This is a genomic window from Streptomyces sp. NPDC088746, assembly GCF_044751065.1.
In the GTDB taxonomy this organism is placed as follows: domain Bacteria; phylum Actinomycetota; class Actinomycetes; order Streptomycetales; family Streptomycetaceae; genus Streptomyces.
This window is the reverse complement of record NZ_JBIVLA010000002.1, coordinates 1344911-1362902: the sequence shown is the minus strand read 5'-3', so window position 1 is coordinate 1362902 and position 17992 is coordinate 1344911. Positions and strand designations below refer to the sequence as shown.

At 70.6% G+C, this 17992-nt stretch carries 20 protein-coding genes and 5 tRNA genes; 7 read left to right on the top strand and 18 right to left on the bottom strand.

Annotated elements, in window-relative coordinates:
* Window positions 1-25 precede the first annotated feature (25 nt).
* The gene (locus tag ACIP63_RS13750) at window positions 26-1648 is read right to left on the bottom strand and encodes a DAK2 domain-containing protein (protein WP_401514717.1); all 1623 of its coding nucleotides are present in this window, start codon (window positions 1646-1648) and stop codon (window positions 26-28) included.
* 257 nt (window positions 1649-1905) lie between these two features.
* On the opposite strand from ACIP63_RS13750, the gene rpmB reads away from it, so the two are divergent.
* Window positions 1906-2091 carry a 50S ribosomal protein L28 gene (gene rpmB / locus ACIP63_RS13745; protein WP_003965989.1) on the top strand — a complete coding sequence of 62 codons (186 nt, stop codon included), beginning with the start codon at window positions 1906-1908 and terminating at the stop codon, window positions 2089-2091.
* Between the two features lie 73 nt (window positions 2092-2164).
* On the opposite strand, the gene thiD is transcribed toward rpmB, so the two are convergent.
* A complete protein-coding gene (gene thiD / locus ACIP63_RS13740; RefSeq protein WP_401514714.1) occupies window positions 2165-2974 on the bottom strand; it encodes a bifunctional hydroxymethylpyrimidine kinase/phosphomethylpyrimidine kinase in 810 nt (269 codons plus the stop codon).
* 10 nt (window positions 2975-2984) lie between these two features.
* Window positions 2985-3956: a thiamine-phosphate kinase gene (locus ACIP63_RS13735; RefSeq protein WP_362931441.1), complete on the bottom strand. Its 972-nt coding sequence runs from the start codon at window positions 3954-3956 to the stop codon at window positions 2985-2987.
* A gap of 320 nt (window positions 3957-4276) precedes the next feature.
* Here ACIP63_RS13735 and ACIP63_RS13730 point away from each other — a divergent pair, with 320 nt between their 5' ends.
* Together ACIP63_RS13730 and ACIP63_RS13725 are read left to right on the top strand one after the other, a co-directional pair.
* Entirely contained in the window at window positions 4277-4510 is a 234-nt protein-coding gene (locus ACIP63_RS13730; RefSeq protein WP_056791028.1) for an Lrp/AsnC family transcriptional regulator, read from the top strand.
* Between the two features lie 20 nt (window positions 4511-4530).
* Window positions 4531-5025 carry a DUF3515 domain-containing protein gene (locus tag ACIP63_RS13725; protein WP_401514710.1) on the top strand — a complete coding sequence of 165 codons (495 nt, stop codon included), beginning with the start codon at window positions 4531-4533 and terminating at the stop codon, window positions 5023-5025.
* Window positions 5026-5056: 31 nt separating this feature from the next.
* Here ACIP63_RS13725 and ACIP63_RS13720 read toward each other — a convergent pair whose 3' ends face one another.
* From ACIP63_RS13720 to ACIP63_RS13710, 3 genes are read right to left on the bottom strand one after another with little or no spacing between them, the layout of a single operon-like run.
* On the bottom strand, window positions 5057-6241 hold the full coding sequence (locus ACIP63_RS13720; RefSeq protein WP_401514707.1) for a D-alanine--D-alanine ligase family protein: 1185 nt from the start codon (window positions 6239-6241) through the stop codon (window positions 5057-5059).
* Between the two features lie 34 nt (window positions 6242-6275).
* Window positions 6276-7286, bottom strand: coding sequence for an NAD(P)H-dependent glycerol-3-phosphate dehydrogenase (locus ACIP63_RS13715; RefSeq protein WP_393763859.1), 1011 nt, complete (start codon window positions 7284-7286; stop codon window positions 6276-6278).
* Window positions 7283-8035 carry a lysophospholipid acyltransferase family protein gene (locus ACIP63_RS13710; RefSeq protein WP_401514704.1) on the bottom strand — a complete coding sequence of 251 codons (753 nt, stop codon included), beginning with the start codon at window positions 8033-8035 and terminating at the stop codon, window positions 7283-7285. Before ACIP63_RS13710 ends, ACIP63_RS13715 begins: the two co-directional genes overlap by 4 nt.
* 148 nt (window positions 8036-8183) lie before the next feature.
* On the opposite strand from ACIP63_RS13710, the gene cofC reads away from it, so the two are divergent.
* Window positions 8184-8867, top strand: coding sequence for a 2-phospho-L-lactate guanylyltransferase (gene cofC / locus ACIP63_RS13705; protein WP_401514701.1), 684 nt, complete (start codon window positions 8184-8186; stop codon window positions 8865-8867).
* A 10-nt stretch (window positions 8868-8877) separates the two neighbouring features.
* Window positions 8878-9081 (top strand): hypothetical protein, encoded by a 204-nt coding sequence (locus ACIP63_RS13700; RefSeq protein WP_147959669.1) that lies wholly within the window; start codon window positions 8878-8880, stop codon window positions 9079-9081.
* Window positions 9082-9170: 89 nt separating this feature from the next.
* Here ACIP63_RS13700 and ACIP63_RS13695 read toward each other — a convergent pair whose 3' ends face one another.
* The 4 genes from ACIP63_RS13695 to leuC form a co-directional block, all read right to left on the bottom strand.
* The gene (locus tag ACIP63_RS13695; protein ID WP_401514698.1) at window positions 9171-9821 is read right to left on the bottom strand and encodes an HU family DNA-binding protein; all 651 of its coding nucleotides are present in this window, start codon (window positions 9819-9821) and stop codon (window positions 9171-9173) included.
* Window positions 9822-9963: 142 nt separating this feature from the next.
* Window positions 9964-10191 (bottom strand): hypothetical protein, encoded by a 228-nt coding sequence (locus ACIP63_RS13690; RefSeq protein ID WP_033303999.1) that lies wholly within the window; start codon window positions 10189-10191, stop codon window positions 9964-9966.
* Window positions 10192-10295: 104 nt separating this feature from the next.
* Window positions 10296-10889, bottom strand: coding sequence for a 3-isopropylmalate dehydratase small subunit (gene leuD, locus ACIP63_RS13685; protein ID WP_401514695.1), 594 nt, complete (start codon window positions 10887-10889; stop codon window positions 10296-10298).
* A 5-nt stretch (window positions 10890-10894) separates the two neighbouring features.
* Complete coding sequence (gene leuC, locus ACIP63_RS13680) at window positions 10895-12319, bottom strand: 3-isopropylmalate dehydratase large subunit (protein ID WP_401514693.1); 1425 nt, start codon at window positions 12317-12319, stop codon at window positions 10895-10897.
* A gap of 173 nt (window positions 12320-12492) precedes the next feature.
* On the opposite strand from leuC, the gene ndgR reads away from it, so the two are divergent.
* Both ndgR and ACIP63_RS13670 read left to right on the top strand, forming a co-directional pair.
* A complete protein-coding gene (gene ndgR, locus ACIP63_RS13675) occupies window positions 12493-13209 on the top strand; it encodes an IclR family transcriptional regulator NdgR (RefSeq protein ID WP_033303994.1) in 717 nt (238 codons plus the stop codon).
* Window positions 13210-13607: 398 nt separating this feature from the next.
* Window positions 13608-14249, top strand: a complete 642-nt coding sequence (locus tag ACIP63_RS13670) for a MerR family transcriptional regulator (protein ID WP_401514690.1) — start codon at window positions 13608-13610, stop codon at window positions 14247-14249.
* Between the two features lie 60 nt (window positions 14250-14309).
* Here ACIP63_RS13670 and ACIP63_RS13665 read toward each other — a convergent pair.
* From ACIP63_RS13665 to ACIP63_RS13630, 8 genes are all read right to left on the bottom strand, one after another.
* A tRNA-Glu gene (locus tag ACIP63_RS13665) sits at window positions 14310-14382 on the bottom strand.
* A 20-nt stretch (window positions 14383-14402) separates the two neighbouring features.
* A tRNA-Gln gene (locus ACIP63_RS13660) sits at window positions 14403-14474 on the bottom strand.
* An 8-nt stretch (window positions 14475-14482) separates the two neighbouring features.
* A tRNA-Glu gene (locus ACIP63_RS13655) sits at window positions 14483-14555 on the bottom strand.
* 60 nt (window positions 14556-14615) lie between these two features.
* Window positions 14616-14688 (bottom strand) — tRNA-Glu (locus ACIP63_RS13650).
* Between the two features lie 19 nt (window positions 14689-14707).
* Window positions 14708-14779 (bottom strand) — tRNA-Gln (locus ACIP63_RS13645).
* An 85-nt stretch (window positions 14780-14864) separates the two neighbouring features.
* Window positions 14865-15584 (bottom strand): HAD family hydrolase, encoded by a 720-nt coding sequence (locus ACIP63_RS13640; protein WP_401514688.1) that lies wholly within the window; start codon window positions 15582-15584, stop codon window positions 14865-14867.
* 86 nt (window positions 15585-15670) lie between these two features.
* Window positions 15671-17143, bottom strand: a complete 1473-nt coding sequence (gltX, locus tag ACIP63_RS13635; protein WP_401514686.1) for a glutamate--tRNA ligase — start codon at window positions 17141-17143, stop codon at window positions 15671-15673.
* The gene (locus ACIP63_RS13630; RefSeq protein WP_401514683.1) at window positions 17136-17912 is read right to left on the bottom strand and encodes a fumarylacetoacetate hydrolase family protein; all 777 of its coding nucleotides are present in this window, start codon (window positions 17910-17912) and stop codon (window positions 17136-17138) included. The genes gltX and ACIP63_RS13630 overlap by 8 nt, the downstream gene beginning before the upstream one ends.
* Window positions 17913-17992 lie beyond the last annotated feature (80 nt).

The following is a 17992-nucleotide window of genomic DNA, read 5'->3' as shown; positions in this document are numbered from 1 at the left end:
TCCGTGCGCCGCCCCGCCGGACGTGTCACTCGACACCGATGAGCAGGGGCGCCGCCTGGTGGCCGCCCCGGTAGACGACCGTGTCGACGGCGAGGTAGCCCTCGCGGACGTGTTCGCTCAGCTCGTCGGCGAGGTCGTCGGGCACGTCCTCGCCCAGGATCAGCGTCACGAGTTCGCCGCCCGCCGACAGCATCCGGTCCAGGACCGTGCGGGCGGTGCCGGGGACGTCCTCACCGATGACGGCGACGTCCCCGTCGATCAGGCCGAGGATGTCGCCGGCCTGGCAGATGCCCGCCATGGTCCACGACTGCCGTTCGGCGACGGCCAGTTCGGCGTACCTGGTGGCGCCGGCCGCCGACGTCATCGCGACGACGTCCTCGTCGAAGCTGCGTCCGGGTTCATGGACGGCCAGCGCGGCGATGCCCTGGACCGCGGCGCGGGTGGGGACCAGGGCGACGCGGATGCCTTCGCCCCTGGCCTGTTCGGCGGCGGCGGCGGCGGTGTGACGCAGCTGTGCGTCGTTCGGCAGCAGGACCACCTCCCGGGCGTGCGCCCGGCGGATGGCGTCGACCAGTTCGCCGCTGGCGGGCGGCTCACCGGGACGTGCCAGCACGGTGGTCGCCCCGGCCTCGGCGCACAGGCCGGAGAGCCCGTCGCCGGGTACGACCACGACGACCGCGCGCTGGGCGGGTTCACGGTGGGCCGAGCCCCGGTCGGCGGCGAAGTGGGTGATCCGGATCCGGTAGGGCCGGCCGGCCTCGACCCCGGCCTCGACGGCCGCCCCCGCGTCGTCGACGTGGACGTGGACGTTCCACAGGCCGTCGCCGCCGACCACGACGAGTGAGTCCCCCAGGGCGTCCAGGCGGCTCCGCAACCGGGCGACCGCGTCGTCGGGGGCCTCCAGCAGGTAGATGACCTCGAAGGCCGGTCCGCTGTCCGGGCCCGCGTCCGCGCAGTCGCCGGTCAGCGGAAGGACGTCGGGGGCGGGTGTGACGGCGCGCTCCCGCACCCGTCCGCCGACCGCTTCCAGCAGTGCGCCGAGCACGGTCACCAGGCCCTGCCCGCCGGCGTCGACGACGCCCGCACGGCCGAGGACGGCGAGCTGCCCGGGGGTGGCTGCCAGGGCGGTGCGCGCCCCTTCGTACGCCGCCTCGGCCACCTCGGTGAGCCGGGCGCTCCCGGCGGTGGCCCCGGCCGCCTCGGCGGCGGCGGTGGCGACCGTGAGCACCGTGCCCTCGACGGGATGGGCCACGGCCAGCCGCGCCGCCGCGGCGGCCTCCGTCAGCGCGGACCGCAGGTGACGGGCGTCACCCGACTCGGACAGGACGGAGGCCATGCCGCGCAGCAGCTGGGCCAGGATGGTCCCGGAGTTGCCGCGGGCCCCGATCAGCGCGCCGTGCGCCATGGCCCGCACCGCGTCGGCGGGGCCGGGCACGGTGGAGCCGGTCTCATGGGCGGCGAAGACCGCCTCGACGGCCGCGGCCGCCGACTCGACGGTGAGATAGAGGTTGGTGCCGGTGTCCCCGTCGGCGACGGGATAGACGTTGATGGCGTCGATGGCCGCCCGCTCCCGGCCCAGGGCCTCCAGGGCCAGTGAGCACCAGGTGCGCACCGCGACGGCGTCGAGATCGTCGGGCGACTGCGGCACCGTTGGTCCTCCTTGGGGCGGCCGTGGGGGGGCTGGCTGCACCGCAGGGTAGCCGTCGTGCGCGGGCCCGGCGGGTGCAGGTGCGGGACGGAGAGCCCGTGGAGCCGTGGTAGTTTCGTATCTCCGACGCAGCCGTTGTATGCTGCTTCGGTTGCCCGACGAAAGTCGGGCCATTCCTCCGGTACCGCCACTTCAGTAAAATGAATCCGGCGCGCCGGATTTCACTGTAAGTGCATCTGAAGTCTTTGGAGTGACCCGTGGCTGCCAACTGCGACGTTTGCGGCAAGGGGCCGAGCTTCGGCAACAGCATTTCGCACTCGCACCGCCGTACGTCCCGTCGCTGGAATCCCAACATCCAGCGCGTGCGTGCAGTGGTCGGTCGGACGCCGAAGCGGCTCAACGTCTGCACCTCGTGCATCAAGGCCGGCAAGGTCGCGCGCTGACGTCTCGTCGTAGCGCAGCCTTCCGGTTGCCCGAAAAGCCGGTCCACCTCGGTGGACCGGCTTTTTGCTGTGCTCAGCCCGTGGGGCGCGTGAGCCAGCCGTGATCGACGGGGCCGATCCCGCCGCCCAGCGCGAAGCCGGCCCGGATCGCCCCGGTGACGTACTCCTTCGCGCCCCGCACGGCGGTCGGGACGTCCTGGCCGCTGGCGAGTCCGCAGGCGATGGCGGAGGCGAGGGTGCAGCCCGTGCCGTGGGTGTGCCGGTTGTCGAGCCTCGGGGCGCGCAGCCAGTGCTCCTGGCTGCCGTCCGTCAGCAGGTCCACGGCCTCGCCGGGCAGGTGGCCCCCCTTGATCACCACCCAGCGCGGTCCGTAGCCGAGGATCTCGGCGGCTGCTCGGCGCATCCCCGGTTCGTCGGTGACGGTGACGCCGGTGAGCTGGGCCACCTCGTCGAGGTTCGGGGTGGCGACCGTGGCGACGGGCAGCAGCTTGGTGCGTACGGAGTCGAGGGCTTCGGCGGCCAGCAGCGCGTCCCCGTGCTTGGAGACCCCGACGGGGTCGACGACGACGGGTGCGCCGGTCCCCGCGAGGAGTTCCGCGACGGTGTCGACGAGGGCGGCCGAGGACAGCATGCCGGTCTTCACCGCCTGGACGCCGATGTCGTCGACGACGCTGCGGTACTGGGCGCGTACGGCGTCCGCCGGCAGCTCCCAGGCGCCCTGCACGCCCAGCGAGTTCTGGGCGGTCACCGCCGTCAGCACGCTCATTCCGTGGGTGCCGAGTGCCAGCATCGTCTTGAGGTCGGCCTGGATGCCCGCACCGCCGCCGGAGTCGGATCCGGCGACGGTGAGGACACGGGGCGGTATCGGGGCAGGTGCGGTCATGCCCCGGAATCTACTGGGCGTCCTCGATGGATCCGAAATGGTCCCAGCCGCCCTTGCTGGTCCAGGGCGCTCCGTCGACGGTGACCTGGGGAAGCGCCGACGGGTTGAGGACCTCTCCGATGACCTTCCAGCGCGCGGGGAGCTTCACGTCGGCGGGGAACGTCGCCACGATCGCGTGGTCCTCCCCCCCGGTCAGCACCCACTGCAAGGGGTCGACCCCGACGGCCTGGCCGATGTCGGACATCTGCGAGGGGATGTCGATGAGCCCGGAGCGCAGGTCTATACGGACCTTGCTGGCCTCGGCGATGTGCCCGAGGTCGGCGACGAGCCCGTCGCTGACGTCGGTCATGGCCGTGGCGCCGAGCCCGGCGGCCGCGGGGCCCGCGTGGTACGGCGGTTCGGGGCGCCGGTGCGCCTCGACGAAGGCGCGCGGCGAGCGGAACCCCCGGGAGAGCACGGCGAATCCGGCAGCGGACCAGCCGAGCCACCCGGTGACGGCCACGACGTCGCCGGGCCGGGCGCCGGCCCGGGTGACGGGTTCGTGGTTGCGCAGGTCGCCGAGCGCGGTGATCGCGACGGTGATGGTGTCGCCGCCGACGACGTCGCCGCCGACGACGGCCGCTCCGGCGACCTGGCACTCGTCACGCAGTCCGTCCATCAGCTCGGCGGCCCAGGTGACCGGCAGGTCGGCCGGTACGACGAGACCGAGCAGCAGCGCCGTGGGCACGGCGCCCATGGCGGCGATGTCGGCGAGGTTCTGGGCGGCGGCCTTCCGGCCGACGTCGTACGCCGTCGACCAGTCGCGGCGGAAGTGCCGCCCTTCCAGCAGGATGTCCGTACTGGCCACGACCCTGCGGTCGGGAGCGGCCACGACCGCGGCGTCGTCGCCGGGTCCCAGCCGTACCGCCGGAGTGGTGGTGAGCCGGGACGTGAGCTCTCTGATGAGCCCGAACTCCCCCAACTCGCCCACGGTTCCCTTCACCGAGTCTCACCTCTCATCTATCGCACCGGACACCTGTCCGGGCTGCTTCAGCGGCCGGAGGTCCGGACCGTGGGCGGACGGCCCACGGGAGCCGGTGGCCCCGGGGCGTACGGGCGTCGCTGTCGCCCTTCCGCACCGGTGGGCTTGCGGTCGCGAGCCCCAACTGCTGTCGGTACCGTCAAGAGATACGTCAACTTCTGTGGTGCGTGCGCCACGCTGTGGGCGTCAACCGGCCCGCAGGTCTCCCCGCGGCCCGGGGCAACGCGATAACGTGGCGTCCCTTTCCCCCACATGATCCTCGTGGCCGCCCTGGAGGTTCCGTGGTACAGGCGTACATCCTCATCCAGACCGAGGTGGGCAAGGCGTCGATCGTCGCCGAGACCATCGCAAAGCTCCCGGGAGTGATCCAGGCAGAGGACGTCACAGGCCCCTACGACGTGATCGTGCGCGCGCAGGCCGACACGGTCGACGCCCTCGGCCGCATGGTGGTCGCCAAGGTCCAGCAGGTGGACGGCATCACACGCACCCTGACCTGCCCGGTCGTCCACCTCTGACCCCTGTCTACGCTGGTCCGGTGACTCACACCCGCCGCCGGTCCCCCCGTTCCCGTGTTCTCGCCCCGTCCGCCGCCCTGTGCGTGCTCGCCGTGGCGGGCTGTTCCGGCGGTGGTGACCAGCCCTCGGTGGCGGTTCCCACGCCGTCGTCGGAGGCCGCCGGGTACTGCGAGGAACTGCACGAGGAGCTGCCGGAGACCGTCGACGATCTGGAACGGAGTGATCCCTCACCGGATTCGGACCTGACCGCCGGCTGGGGGGACGGGGCGATCGTACTGCGCTGCGGTGTCCCCCGGCCCGCGAGGATGGATGATTCCCAGTCGAAGGCCGTCGAGGCGGACGGCGTCAACTGGCTGCTGGAGCAACCCGATGACGCTGACGCCGGCCCGCGGTTCACGACCACCTACCGCAAGGCGTATGTCGAGGTGACGCTCGGGACGGAGTACGCCCATGACATCACCCCGTTGTCCGCGTTCGCCGTGCCCGTGAAGAAGACGGTGCCCGACAGTCTCTGAGGGCTGTCCCGCCGGGACAGCCCTCGACGGCTCAGCGCAGGCCGGTGGAGCGGTTCAGCGCGGAGGTGATCAGCCGGTCGACCAGCTCCGGGTACTCCACGCCGCTCGCCTGCCACATGCGGGGGAACATGGAGATCGGGGTGAAGCCCGGCATGGTGTTGATCTCGTTGATGACGAACGTGCCGTCCTCGGTGAGGAAGAAGTCGGCGCGTACGAGGCCCTCGCAGGAGGCCGCCTCGAACGCCTCGACGGCGAGGCGCCGCACCTCGGCCGTCTGCTCCTCTGTGAGCGGAGCGGGAACCAGGCCGGCCGCCGAGTCGATGTACTTGGCCTCGAAGTCGTAGAAGTCGTGGGCCGTGACGGGCGGGATCTCGGCGGGCACGCTGGCGCGCGGTCCGTCCTCGAACTCCAGCACGCCGCACTCGATCTCCCGGCCGCGCAGCAGGGATTCCACGAGGAACTTGGGGTCGTGCCGGCGGGCCTCCTCGATCGCCTCGTCGAGCCCGGCGGCGTCGTCGACCTTGGTGATGCCCATGGAGGAGCCGCCGCGGGCGGGCTTGACGAAGAGCGGCCAGCCGTGTTCGGCCGCGAACTCCATGATGCGCTTGCGGGCCGCGGGGCGGTCCGACTCCCACTCCCGGGGCCGGATGACCTCGTACGGGCCGACCGGCAGCCCGAAGGAGGTGAACACCCGCTTCATGTACTCCTTGTCCTGGCCGACGGCCGAGGACAGGACGCCGGCGCCGACGTAGGGGACGCCGGAGAGCTCCAGGAGCCCCTGGAGCGTGCCGTCCTCGCCGTAGGGGCCGTGCAGCATGGGGAAGACGACGTCGACCTCGCCCAGGGCCGTGGGCACCGCGCCGGGTTCGCTGACGACGACGTCACGGTTGCCGGGGTCGACGGAGAGCGTCACCGCGCCCTGCGTGGAGTCGGCCAGCTGATCCACGTCGGGCACCTGCCGGTCCGTGATGGCCATGCGGGCCGGGTCGTCGGACGTGAGGACCCAACGTCCGTCCCTCGTGATGCCGATCGGCAGGACGTCGTACTTCGTCCGGTCGATGGCGCTCATGACGGCACCGGCCGTGACGACCGAGATGCCGTGTTCGGAGCTGCGGCCGCCGAACACGACGGCCACGCGCGGCTTGCGGCCCGGCTCGGAGCTCTGCTCGGAGCTCAGCGGGCTCTCGGTGCTCTGGGGGAGGTTCTGGCTGCTCATATCGCGATGAGCGTACCTGCTGGTAGGGCTCGAGTCAGCGTCGCTCGGGCTTGGCGCTGCGCGACATCAGCTCCTTGAGGGCGACCACCGGCGGCTTGCCCTCGTGGACGATGCCGACGACCGTCTCGGTGATCGGCATGTCGACGCCGTGCCTGCGTGCCAGATCGAGCACGGATTCGCAGGACTTGACGCCCTCGGCGGTCTGGCTAGTGACGGCGACGGTCTCCTGGAGGGTCATCCCCCGCCCGAGGTTCGTGCCGAAGGTGTGGTTGCGGGAGAGCGGTGAGGAGCACGTCGCGACCAGGTCGCCGAGTCCGGCCAGGCCGGAGAAGGTGAGCGGGTCCGCCCCCATGGCGAGTCCCAGCCGGGTGGTCTCGGCGAGGCCGCGGGTGATGAGGGAGCCCTTGGCGTTGTCACCGAGGCCCATGCCGTCGGCGATGCCCACGGCGAGCCCGATGACGTTCTTCACGGCGCCGCCGAGCTCGCAGCCGACCACGTCGGTGTTGGTGTACGGCCGGAAGTAGGGGGTGTGGCAGGCGGCCTGGAGGCGCTGGGCGACGTTCTCGTCCGAGCAGGCGACGACGGCGGCCGCGGGGCGGCGTTCGGCGATCTCCTTGGCGAGATTGGGGCCGGTGATGACGGCGATCCGGTCCGGGGTGACCTCGGTGACGTCCTCGATGACCTCGCTCATCCGCTTGGCGGTGCCGAGTTCGACGCCCTTCATCAGGGAGACGAGCACCGTGCCGGGCTCCAGATGACGCGACCAGTCGGCGAGGTTGGCGCGCAGGGTCTGCGAGGGCACGACGAGGACGGCGAAGTCGGCGCCCCGCAGGGCCTCGGCGGCGTCGGTCGTGGCCCGGACCGAGGCGGGCAGTTCCACGCCCGGCAGGTAGCCCGGGTTGGTGCGGGTGGTGTTGACGGCCTCGGCGACCTCGGCGCGGCGTCCCCAGAGGGTGACCTCGCAGCCGGCGTCGGCGAGGACCATGGCGAAGGCCGTACCCCATGAGCCGGTTCCGAAGACGGCCGCCTTCGCGGGGTGCGTCACGTCGTTCCCTTTCCCTCTGCCTTGCGCCGCTGTTCGGCGCGGGCCTTGCGGTGATCGTAGAGCTCGGCGGGGGCCTTCTCGCCCCGTACGTCCTCGAGCTGGACGGTGATCGCGGCCATGATGGTCTCGGTGGCCTGGCGCAGGACGTCGGGCGTCGGTTCGAGGCCGTAGTAACGGGAGAGGTCGACCGGCGGACCGGCCTGCACCCGCAGGGTCTTGCGGGGGAACAGCCGGAGCTTGTTCTCCTTGGCGTAGGGCGGCATCGCCAGGTTGGCGCCCCACTGGGCGACGGGGATGACCGGGGCCTTGGTCATCAGCGCGACCCGGGCGGCGCCGGTCTTGCCGGCCATCGGCCACATGTCGGGGTCGCGGGTGAGCGTGCCTTCCGGATAGAAGGCGACGCACTCGCCCCGCTCGATGGCGTCCACGGCGGCGCGGAAGGCGTCGAGTGCGTTGGTGGTCTCCCGGTAGACCGGGATCTGGCCGGTGCCGCGCAGGATCATTCCGACGAAAGGCGTCCTGAAGAGTCCGGCCTTCGCGAGGAGCCGCGGCACGCGTCCGGTGTTGTACTGGAAATGCCCGTACGACAGCGGGTCGAGATAGGAGTTGTGGTTGACCGCGGTGATGAATCCGCCCTCGGCCGGAATGTGTTCCATTCCCCGCCAGTCGCGCTTGAACAGAACCACCAGGGGCGGTTTTGCGATGACCGCCGCCAGGCGGTACCAGAAGCCGATTCTGCGGCGGGACACTCGGACGCCTTCCTCTAGGACCTCAGCTGCGCGGGGCTCGGGCGGTGCTGCCTCGCCCCTGGGCCCCTGCTGTGTGGAGAACACCGTACGCCTCACCCGTGGGGGCGGACCTCCGGGTTGTCCTACCGGCAGGCGAGAATAAGGGCTGATGCGTACGGAGGGGGAGATCGCCACGAACACCGACCCGACCGGCCCCTGGTCCCTGGTCGTCCCGCTGAAACCGCTCGCACGGGCCAAGAGCAGGCTCGGCGGGGCGGTGGGCGGGGATCTGCGTCCGCGCCTGGCCCTGGCGTTCGCGCAGGACACCGTGTCGGCCGCGCTGTCCTGCCCGGCGGTACGGGATGTGGTGGTCGTCACGGACGACCCGGTGGCCGGAGCGGCGCTGGCGGCGCTCGGCGCGCGGACGGTGGCCGACACCCCGGCGGCCGGGCTCGACGCGGCGATGGAGCACGGGGCCCGGTCGGCGCGCGGCCGGCGCGGGGGTGCGGCGGTGGCCGTGCTCAACGCGGATCTGCCCGCATTGCGCCCGGATGATCTGGCGCGGGTGCTCGAATTCTCCGCCGCATTTCCCCGCGCATTTGTCGGTGACGCACAGGGAATCGGCACCACATTTCTTTCCGCGGCGCCCGGGGTGGAATTGCGGCCGGCTTTCGGCGGGGCGTCGAGGGCGCGGCACCTGGTGTCGGGGGCGGTGGAGATCTCGCTGCCGGGCATCGATTCGATACGCAGGGACGTGGACACGGGCGACGACCTGGAGGCCGCGCTGGCGCTGGGGGTGGGGCGGTTCACCGCCGCGCTGGCGGCCCCTGTGGCGCCTGCCGCGGACCGATAGGCTGCCGCTCATGCAGGCGACCTCGTTCACGTACGACTCCGAGACCCGCACCGGCAGTGTGCTTCTCGACGACGGCACCCCGGTGGACTTCGACGCACCCGCGTTCGACGCGGGAGGGCTGCGGCTGCTGCGCCCGGGGCAGCGGGTGCGGATCGAGACCGAGGGCGAGGGCGCCTCGCTGCGGATCACCCTGGTGACGCTGCAGACGCTCTGAATTCCGAGGGCGCCCCTGAACAGCCCGCGGGCCGGGCTCCCCGAGGGGAGCCCGGCCCGGCGCGTATGAGGAACGAGCGGTGCCCGGTCTCACTTCTTGCGTGCGGTGACCTTCTTGGCTGTGGTCTTGCGTGCCGTGGTCTTCTTCGCGGGCGCCTTCTTCGCCGTGGTCTTCTTGGCGGGCGCCGTCTTGGCGGCGACGGTCTTCTTGGTGGCCGTCGTCTTCTTCGCCGGGGCCGTCTTCTTCGCCGTCGCCGTTGTCTTCTTGGCCGCCCCGGTGGTCTTCTTCGCGGTGGTCTTCTTCGCCGGGGTCGCCGTCTTCGCGGCCGCCGTGGTCTTGCGCGCCGTGGCCTTCTTGGCGGTGGCCTTCTTCGCGGCCGCCTTCGCGGTCGTACGGGTGGAAGAACCGCCCGAGAGGCTGCCCTTGGGGGCCTTCTTCACGGCCACGTCGTTCTTGGGGAGCTTCTTGGAGCCGCTCACCAGGTCCTTGAAGCCCTGTCCCGCACGGAAACGGGGCACGGAGGTCTTCTTGACCCGTACGCGCTCGCCCGTCTGCGGGTTGCGGGCGTACCGGGCGGGACGGTCGACCTTCTCGAACGAGCCGAAGCCGGTGACCGAGACCCGGTCCCCCGCGACGACCGCACGGACGATCGCGTCGAGTACCACGTCGACTGCGTCTGCGGCCTGCTGACGGCCGCCGACCTTGTCGGCAATCGCTTCTACGAGCTGCGCCTTGTTCACGTCTTCCCCTTCGGAGACATTGCCGGAACGAAACTGTTCAGGCTTTTTCGCACGTTAGGCAGATATATACCGCAAATCAAACACGAAACGGGCTAATCACCCTAGTGCCGCAACGAAGTCGACCGCTGCGCTGTCCGCAGAGTCAGTCACCTTCGGGGAATCGGCCCTCGTCGAGGTCCTTCATCAACCGGTCCAGACGCCTTGCCGCGCCTGGGAGATCGTGCTTAGCCGCGGCCGTGACGACCAGCAGCTTCCGGGACAGCGCCATCCGTACGCCCTCCGGGACTTGCAGTTCGCGCACCTTTGCGTGTGCTTCTTTCAATCGGTCGGCGACTTGGCCATAGAGCTCGAGTTGGCTGTCGCGTTCCATGCACCGATTGTGCCATCTGGGGCGAGTTGTCGCCCGAGGGGGTCTCAACAAGCGACTGCGCCCCCTGCCTTCCGGCAGGGGGCGCAGTTCGGGAAAAGCGCTGCTCAGGCGTCAATTGTACGCGGCTTGTGGGACGGCCTGGCCGCCTCGTAAGTCGCAATGTCCGCTTCGTTCTGAAGAGTGAGGCTGATGTCGTCGAGGCCGTTCAGCAGTCGCCAGCGGGCGTTCTCGTCGAGCTCGAAGTCGGCCGTGATTCCGCCGCCGAGGATTTGCCGCTTCTCCAGATCGACGGTCACCTCGGCCGTCGGGTCGGCCTCGGTCAGCTCCCAGAGGCTGTCGACGACCTTCTGGTCGAGGACGACGGTCAACAGACCGTTCTTCAGGGAGTTGCCACGGAAGATGTCGGCGAAGCGGGAGGAGATGACCGCCTTGAAGCCGAAGTTCTGCAGGGCCCAGACCGCGTGCTCACGCGAGGAGCCCGTGCCGAAGTCGGGACCGGCCACCAGGACGGAGGCACCCTTGCGCTCGGGGCGGTTGAGGACGAAGTTCTCGTCCTTGCGCCAGGCCTCGAAGAGCCCGTCCTCGAAGCCGTCGCGGGTGACCTTCTTCAGCCAGTGCGCGGGGATGATCTGGTCGGTGTCGACGTTGCTGCGGCGCAGCGGGACGGCCCGGCCGGTGTGTGTGGTGAATGCTTCCATGACTCTCAGACTCCGGCGGGCGTACGGACGTCGGACAGATCGGCGGGCGAGGCCAGATGGCCCAGCACGGCGGTGGCGGCGGCGACCTGCGGGGAGACCAGGTGGGTGCGGCCGCCCTTGCCCTGCCTGCCCTCGAAGTTCCGGTTCGAGGTGGAGGCGGAGCGCTCACCGGGGGCCAGCTGGTCGGGGTTCATGCCGAGGCACATCGAGCAGCCCGCGTGCCGCCATTCGGCTCCGGCGGCGGTGAAGACCTTGTCCAGGCCCTCCTCGACCGCCTGCAGGGCGACCCGGACGGAGCCCGGGACGACCAGCATCCGTACGCCGTCGGCGACTTTGCGGCCGTCCAGGATCGAGGCCGCGTTGCGCAGGTCCTCGATGCGGCCGTTGGTGCAGGAACCTACGAACACCGTGTCCACGTTGATCTCGCGCAGCGGCTGGCCGGCGGTCAACCCCATGTACTCCAGGGCCTTTTCGGCGGCGTGGCGCTCCGAGGCGTCCTCGTACGAAGCGGGGTCGGGGACGTTGGCCGACAGGGGCGCGCCCTGGCCGGGGTTGGTGCCCCAGGTGACGAACGGCGCCAGCTCGGTGCCGTCGATGAACACCTCGGCGTCGAAGACGGCGTCGTCGTCGGTGCGGAGTGTCTTCCAGTACTCCACCGCCGCGTCCCACTCCTCGCCCTGGGGGGCGTGGTCGCGTCCCCGCAGGTAGTCGAAGGTGGTCTCGTCGGGGGCGATCATGCCCGCGCGGGCGCCGGCCTCGATCGACATGTTGCAGATGGTCATCCGGGCTTCCATCGAGAGCTTCTCGATGGCGGAGCCGCGGTATTCGAGGATGTAGCCCTGGCCGCCGCCGGTGCCGATCCGGGCGATGATGGCCAGGATGAGATCCTTGGCGGTGACGCTGTCGGGGAGTTCGCCCTCGACCGTGATCGCCATGGTCCTGGGGCGGGCCAGCGGCAGCGTCTGGGTGGCCAGGACGTGCTCGACCTGGCTGGTGCCGATACCGAAGGCCAGCGCCCCGAACGCGCCGTGGGTGGAGGTGTGCGAGTCGCCGCAGACGACCGTGGTGCCGGGCTGGGTCAGGCCCAGCTGGGGGCCGACCACGTGCACGACGCCCTGCTCGACATCTCCCAGCGGGTGCAGCCGGACGCCGAACTCCGCGCAGTTCTTGCGCAGGGTCTCCAGCTGGGCGCGGGAGACCGGGTCGGCGATCGGCTTGTCGATGTCGAGGGTCGGGGTGTTGTGGTCCTCGGTGGCGATGGTGAGGTCGAGACGCCGCACCGGCCGGCCGGCCTGGCGCAGGCCGTCGAAGGCCTGCGGGCTGGTCACCTCGTGCAGCAGGTGCAGATCGATGAAGAGAAGGTCGGGCTCGCCATCGGCGCGCCGGACGACGTGGTCGTCCCAGACCTTCTCCGCGAGTGTCCTACCCATCGCTTTCCCTCCGGCCGGCGTCTTCGCCGGCCCAACTAGAGATTCGGGTGCCGCCGTCCGGACCCCCGAGCGGGGCGGTGGCCGCGGGCCGTTGTAAGGCCGCACGTACAGGTTCGCAACTTCCGGGGAAAATTGAACTTGCGTTTCACAGAGTGAGACGCGAGTATCGTCGTATGGACAACTCTAGCGGCGTCGGCGTTCTCGACAAGGCAGCTCTGGTATTGAGCGCCCTGGAGTCCGGTCCGGCCACCCTCGCCGGGCTGGTCGCGGCGACAGGGCTCGCACGGCCCACGGCACACCGTCTGGCCGTGGCACTCGAACACCACCGCATGGTGGCGAGGGACATGCAGGGCCGTTTCATTCTCGGCCCCCGGCTCGCGGAGCTCGCGGCCGCGGCCGGCGAGGACCGCCTCCTGGCGACGGCCGGACCCGTACTCACACATCTGCGCGACATCACAGGCGAGAGCGCCCAGCTCTACCGCCGGCAGGGAGACATGCGGATCTGCGTCGCGGCGGCGGAGCGGCTGTCCGGCCTGCGGGACACCGTGCCGGTCGGCTCCACGCTCACGATGAAGGCGGGTTCCTCCGCCCAGATCCTGATGGCCTGGGAGGAGCCGGAGCGCCTGCACCGGGGCCTGCAAGGGGCCCGTTTCACCGCGACGGCCCTCTCGGGTGTCCGGCGGCGGGGCTGGGCCCAGTCGATCGGCGAGCGCGAGCCGGGCGTGGCCTCGGTCTCGGCCCCGGTCCGTGGACCGTCGAACCGGGTGGTCGCCGCGGTGTCCGTCTCCGGGCCGATCGAGCGCCTCACCCGCCACCCGGGCCGTATGCACGCGCAGGCCATCATCGACTCGGCCGCGCGACTGAGCGAGGCCCTGCGCCGCACGGGCTGAAGCCCGCGCCGCGAGTCGTCGCCGCTCCTGTTCCTCCCTCACCGAGGCCGCCCCAGCGCCGTGGCGGCCCCCTTCTTCCGGTGTCAGCTCCCCGGAAACCCCCCGTGTCCGCTGCTCCCGGAACCCCCCGGTGTCCGCTCCCCGGATGCGAGGCGGCCGGTCGGCGGCCCCTCTCTCTCCAGCGGCAGCACCCCGGTCACCCGCCGCAGGCCCGCGTATCGGCGCAGATCGCTTCGTACGACCCCTCGGGCACGAGACAGGTCTCGTGCCCCGGCCCCACATGCTGCCGGGGCTTCCTCCCTTCGTGGGTGATCCTCGTCGCATCATTGGAGAGCCCCACTGTCCAAGGGTGGGACGGTGGCACCACCCAGCGGGCGGCACGAGGGAAGGCACAGAGGATGCGGCTGTCGGAACTGAGTGAGCGGAGCGGTGTCTCCACCGCGACGATCAAGTACTACCTGCGCGAGCGGCTGCTCCCCGCCGGCGCCCGGATCAGTGCCACACAGGCCGACTACGACGAGAGCCATCTGCGCCGGCTGCGCCTGGTGCGGGCCCTGCTCCAGGTCGGGGGCCTCCCGGTGGCCACGGCCCGCGAGGTGCTGGCGCACGTGGACGACGAGTCGCTGGGCCGGACGGTCCGGCTGGGCGCCGCCCTGTGGGCGCTGCCCCACGGCCCCGAGCCCGACGAGGAAGCACCGGAGACCGCCACCGCGCGCGCCGAAGTCGCCCGGCTGCTCACGGAACTGGGCTGGACCACGGCACTGGAGCTCGGCGAACTCTCCCCCGTACACCGCTCGCTGGTGGCCTCACTGGCCACGCTCATCCGCCTCGGCTATCCCTGCGATGTGGCGTACCTCGCCCAACAGGCGCGCCTCATGCGGGAGGTGGCGGTGCGGGACCTGGACGCGCTGGAGCAATTCCCCACGGAGGCCGAGCAGGTGGAAGCCGCCGTGGCGTCGGCCGTCCTGTACGAGCCGCTGCTGGCGTCGCTGCGCCGGCTGGCCCAGGCGGAGGAGTCCGCGGAGCGGTACGGGCTCTGAGGGGCGCACACGCGAAAGGCCCTTCACCGGAGTGAAGGGCCTTTCGCTACTGCTGTGTTGTACCCCCGACCGGATTCGAACCGGCGCTACTGCCGTGAGAGGGCAGCGTGCTAGGCCGCTACACAACGGGGGCGTGGTTACTGCTGACTTGCGCTGGGCTACCAGGACTCGAACCTAGAATGACGGTACCAGAAACCGTAGTGTTGCCAATTACACCATAGCCCATGGTGAAGTACCCCCGACCGGATTCGAACCGGCGCTACTGCCGTGAGAGGGCAGCGTGCTAGGCCGCTACACAACGGGGGCCCTAGCGATCCTGCATCGAGTACGTGGGTGCGACCCAGATGTTCTCGCGGGAAGGATCTGTACCCCCGACCGGATTCGAACCGGCGCTACTGCCGTGAGAGGGCAGCGTGCTAGGCCGCTACACAACGGGGGCTTGTTACTTCGGTCTTGCGCTGGGCTACCAGGACTCGAACCTAGAATGACGGTACCAGAAACCGTAGTGTTGCCAATTACACCATAGCCCACTGAAACGCAACCCCTGGGGGTTCTGTTTCTGTCTGCGCTTCCCGGCCGGATCTTTCGGCCCGCTCGGGCGGCGCAGGAAGAACATTACCTGAAGGTGTCCGGCGCTCCAAAACGGGTATTGCCCGCCAGCAGCCCGGGAAGCTCCTCCAGCCCAGCGATCCGTACGAGCTCGGGGCGCCCGCCCAGCCCCTCACGGTCCAGCCAGATCCCCGTCAGCCCGGCGGCCACCGCACCGCCCGCGTCGATGTCGGGCTCGTTCCCGACGTACGCCACCTCGTGCGGGTCCAGGGAGAGCGCCTCGCAGGCGGTGTGGAAGGCCGCCGCTTCCGGTTTGGCGACCCCGATCTCGACGGCGCACACCACGGCCTCGAAGCGGTCCCGCACCCCGAGGGCGCGCAGCTTGCGGTCCTGGTTGTGGATGCTCGAATTCGACAGGACGGCGTGCCGGTAGTCGCCCGCGAGCCGGTCCAGGGCGGGCACGGCGTCCGGGAAGAGCGCCCAGGCGGCCTCGTAGTGGGTGGCGTGCCGGCCGAACCACTCGTCGGCCTCGGCCTCGCTCAGCGGCCGCCCCAGGAACGCCCGCACGCGCTCGCGCCGCTGCCCCTGGAAGTCGAGCTCCCCCGCGGCGAAACGCGCCCACTGGACGTCCGTGATGGCCTTCCAGGCGTCGAGCGCCTGCTCAAGGGTGGTGTACCCCTCGGGAAAGCCCTCGTGCTCCAGGTGCTTGCGCATGCCGGTCCGGTCGGCTCCCGAGTAGTCGAAAATCGTGTCGTCGATGTCCCAGAGAACCGCTCGGATCGGCATGCCGGCCAGATTACCGGCACGTCCGCCACATGCCGACGGGGTGGCCGCCCCGGCTCGGGCGGCCACCCCGTCGTGTGAACCTGGAGCTACGCGGCGAGCTTCGCCAGCGCGGCGTCGATGCGGGCGATCGTCTTCTCGCGGCCCAGGATCTCCAGGGACTCGAAGAGCGGGAGCCCGACCGTGCGGCCGGTGACGGCGACGCGGACCGGGGCCTGCGCCTTACCGAGCTTCAGACCGTGCTTCTCACCGGCGGTGAGGACGGCCGTCTTGAGCGCCTCGGCGTTCCACTCGGCGGCGAGCAGTTCGGCGCGGGCGGTGACGAGAAGCGCGTCGGAGCCCTCCTTCATCGCCTTCGTCCAGGACGCCTCGTCCTCGACGGGCTCGTCCAGGAAGAGGAAGTCGACGTTGGCCGTGATGTCCGAGAGAACCGTCACACGGGTCTGGGCGTGCGGGGCGATCTCGGCGAACTGCTCCGCGTCGAAGGCCTCGGGCGCCCAGGGGGCGAAGGGTGCCTTCAGCCAGGGGCCGCAGGCCTCGGTGAAGGTCTTCACGTCGAGCATGCGCAGGTGCTCGGCGTTGACGTGCTCGGCCTTCTTCAGGTCGAAGCGCGCCGGGTTGGCGTTGACGTCGGCGATGTCGAACGCGGCGACCAGCTCGTCGCGGCCGAAGATGTCGCGGTCCTCGGCGATCGACCAGCCGAGCAGCGAGAGGTAGTTGAGCAGCCCCTCGGGCAGGAAGCCACGCTCGCGGTAGAGGTTGAGCGAGGCCTGGGGGTCACGCTTGGAGAGCTTCTTGTTGCCCTCCCCCATGACGTACGGCAGGTGGCCGAAGGCCGGGGTGTCCTTGGCGACGCCCAGCTCGATGAGCGCCCGGTAGAGGGCGATCTGGCGCGGGGTGGAGGAGAGCAGGTCCTCGCCGCGCAGGACGTGGGTGATCTCCATCAGCGCGTCGTCGACGGGGTTGACGAGCGTGTAGAGGGGAGCGCCGTTTGCACGGACGATGCCGTAGTCCGGGACGTTCTCCGGCTGGACCGTGATCTCGCCGCGGACCAGGTCGGTGAAGGTGATCGCCTCGTCGGGCATCCGGAAGCGGACGATCGAGGTGCGGCCCTCGGCCTCGTACGCCGCCTTCTGCTCGTCGCTCAGGTTGCGGCAGTGCCCGTCGTAACCCGACGGCCTGCCGGCCGCGCGGGCGGCGTCGCGGCGGGTGTCGAGCTCCTCGGTGGTGCAGTAGCAGGGGTACGCGTACCCGGCGGCCAGGAGCTTCCCGGCGACGTCCTTGTAGAGGTCCATCCGCTGCGACTGGCGGTACGGGGCGTGCGGGCCGCCGGTCTCGGGGCCCTCGTCCCAGTCGAGGCCGAGCCAGCGCATCGAGTCGAGCAGCTGCTCGTAGGACTCCTCGGAGTCGCGGGCCGCGTCCGTGTCCTCGATACGGAAGACCAGGGTGCCCTGGTGGTGCCGGGCGAAGGCCCAGTTGAAGAGAGCCGTCCGGACCAGGCCGACGTGGGGGTTACCGGTCGGGGAGGGACAGAAACGTACGCGGACAGGTGCGTTAACCACGCTTGATCACCTTGTTGGTGAGAGTGCCGATGCCTTCGATGGTGACGGCGACCTCGTCGCCGACGTGCAGGGCGCCCACCCCTGCGGGGGTTCCCGTGAGGATCACGTCGCCCGGGAGCAGCGTCATGGCTTCCGAGATGTGGACGACCAGGTCCTCGACGGAACGGACCATGTCGCTCGTCCGGCCGAGCTGGCGCTGTTCGCCGTTGACCGTGGCCTGGATGGCCAGGTCGCCGGGGTCGACGTCGGTCTCCACCCAGGGGCCGAGCGGGCAGGAGGTGTCGAAGCCCTTCGCCCGGGCCCACTGGCTCTCGCGTCGCTGGACGTCACGCGCGGTGACGTCGTTGGCGCAGGTGTAGCCGAAGATGACGTCCTTGACGCGCGCGCGTGGGACCTCGCGGCACATACGGCCGATCACCACGGCCAGCTCGGCCTCGTGGTGCAGCTCCTCGGAGAAGGAGGGGTATTCGATGGAGTCGCCGGAGCCGATCACCGAGGTGGTGGGCTTGAAGAAGGCGACGGGCACATCCGGGACCTCGTTGCCCAGTTCGGCGGCGTGTTCCGCGTAGTTGCGGCCGATGGCCACGACCTTGTTGGGAAGCACGGGCGGCAGCAGCCGGACCTTCTTCAGCGGGACCTTGGTCCCGGAGAGCTCGAAGTCGGCGTACGGGATGCCCTTGATGATGTCGAGGACGAGGCTGTCGGGGCTGTCGCCCTCGACCGCGCCGAAGGCGACATTGCCGTCGATGGAGAACCTGGCGATGCGCACGGGATGCTGTCGCCCCTCACTTGCTGGCTGGCTGAAGACTGACGCTCCAGGCTAGCGCCTCGCCCGCGCGCGTGAAGGGC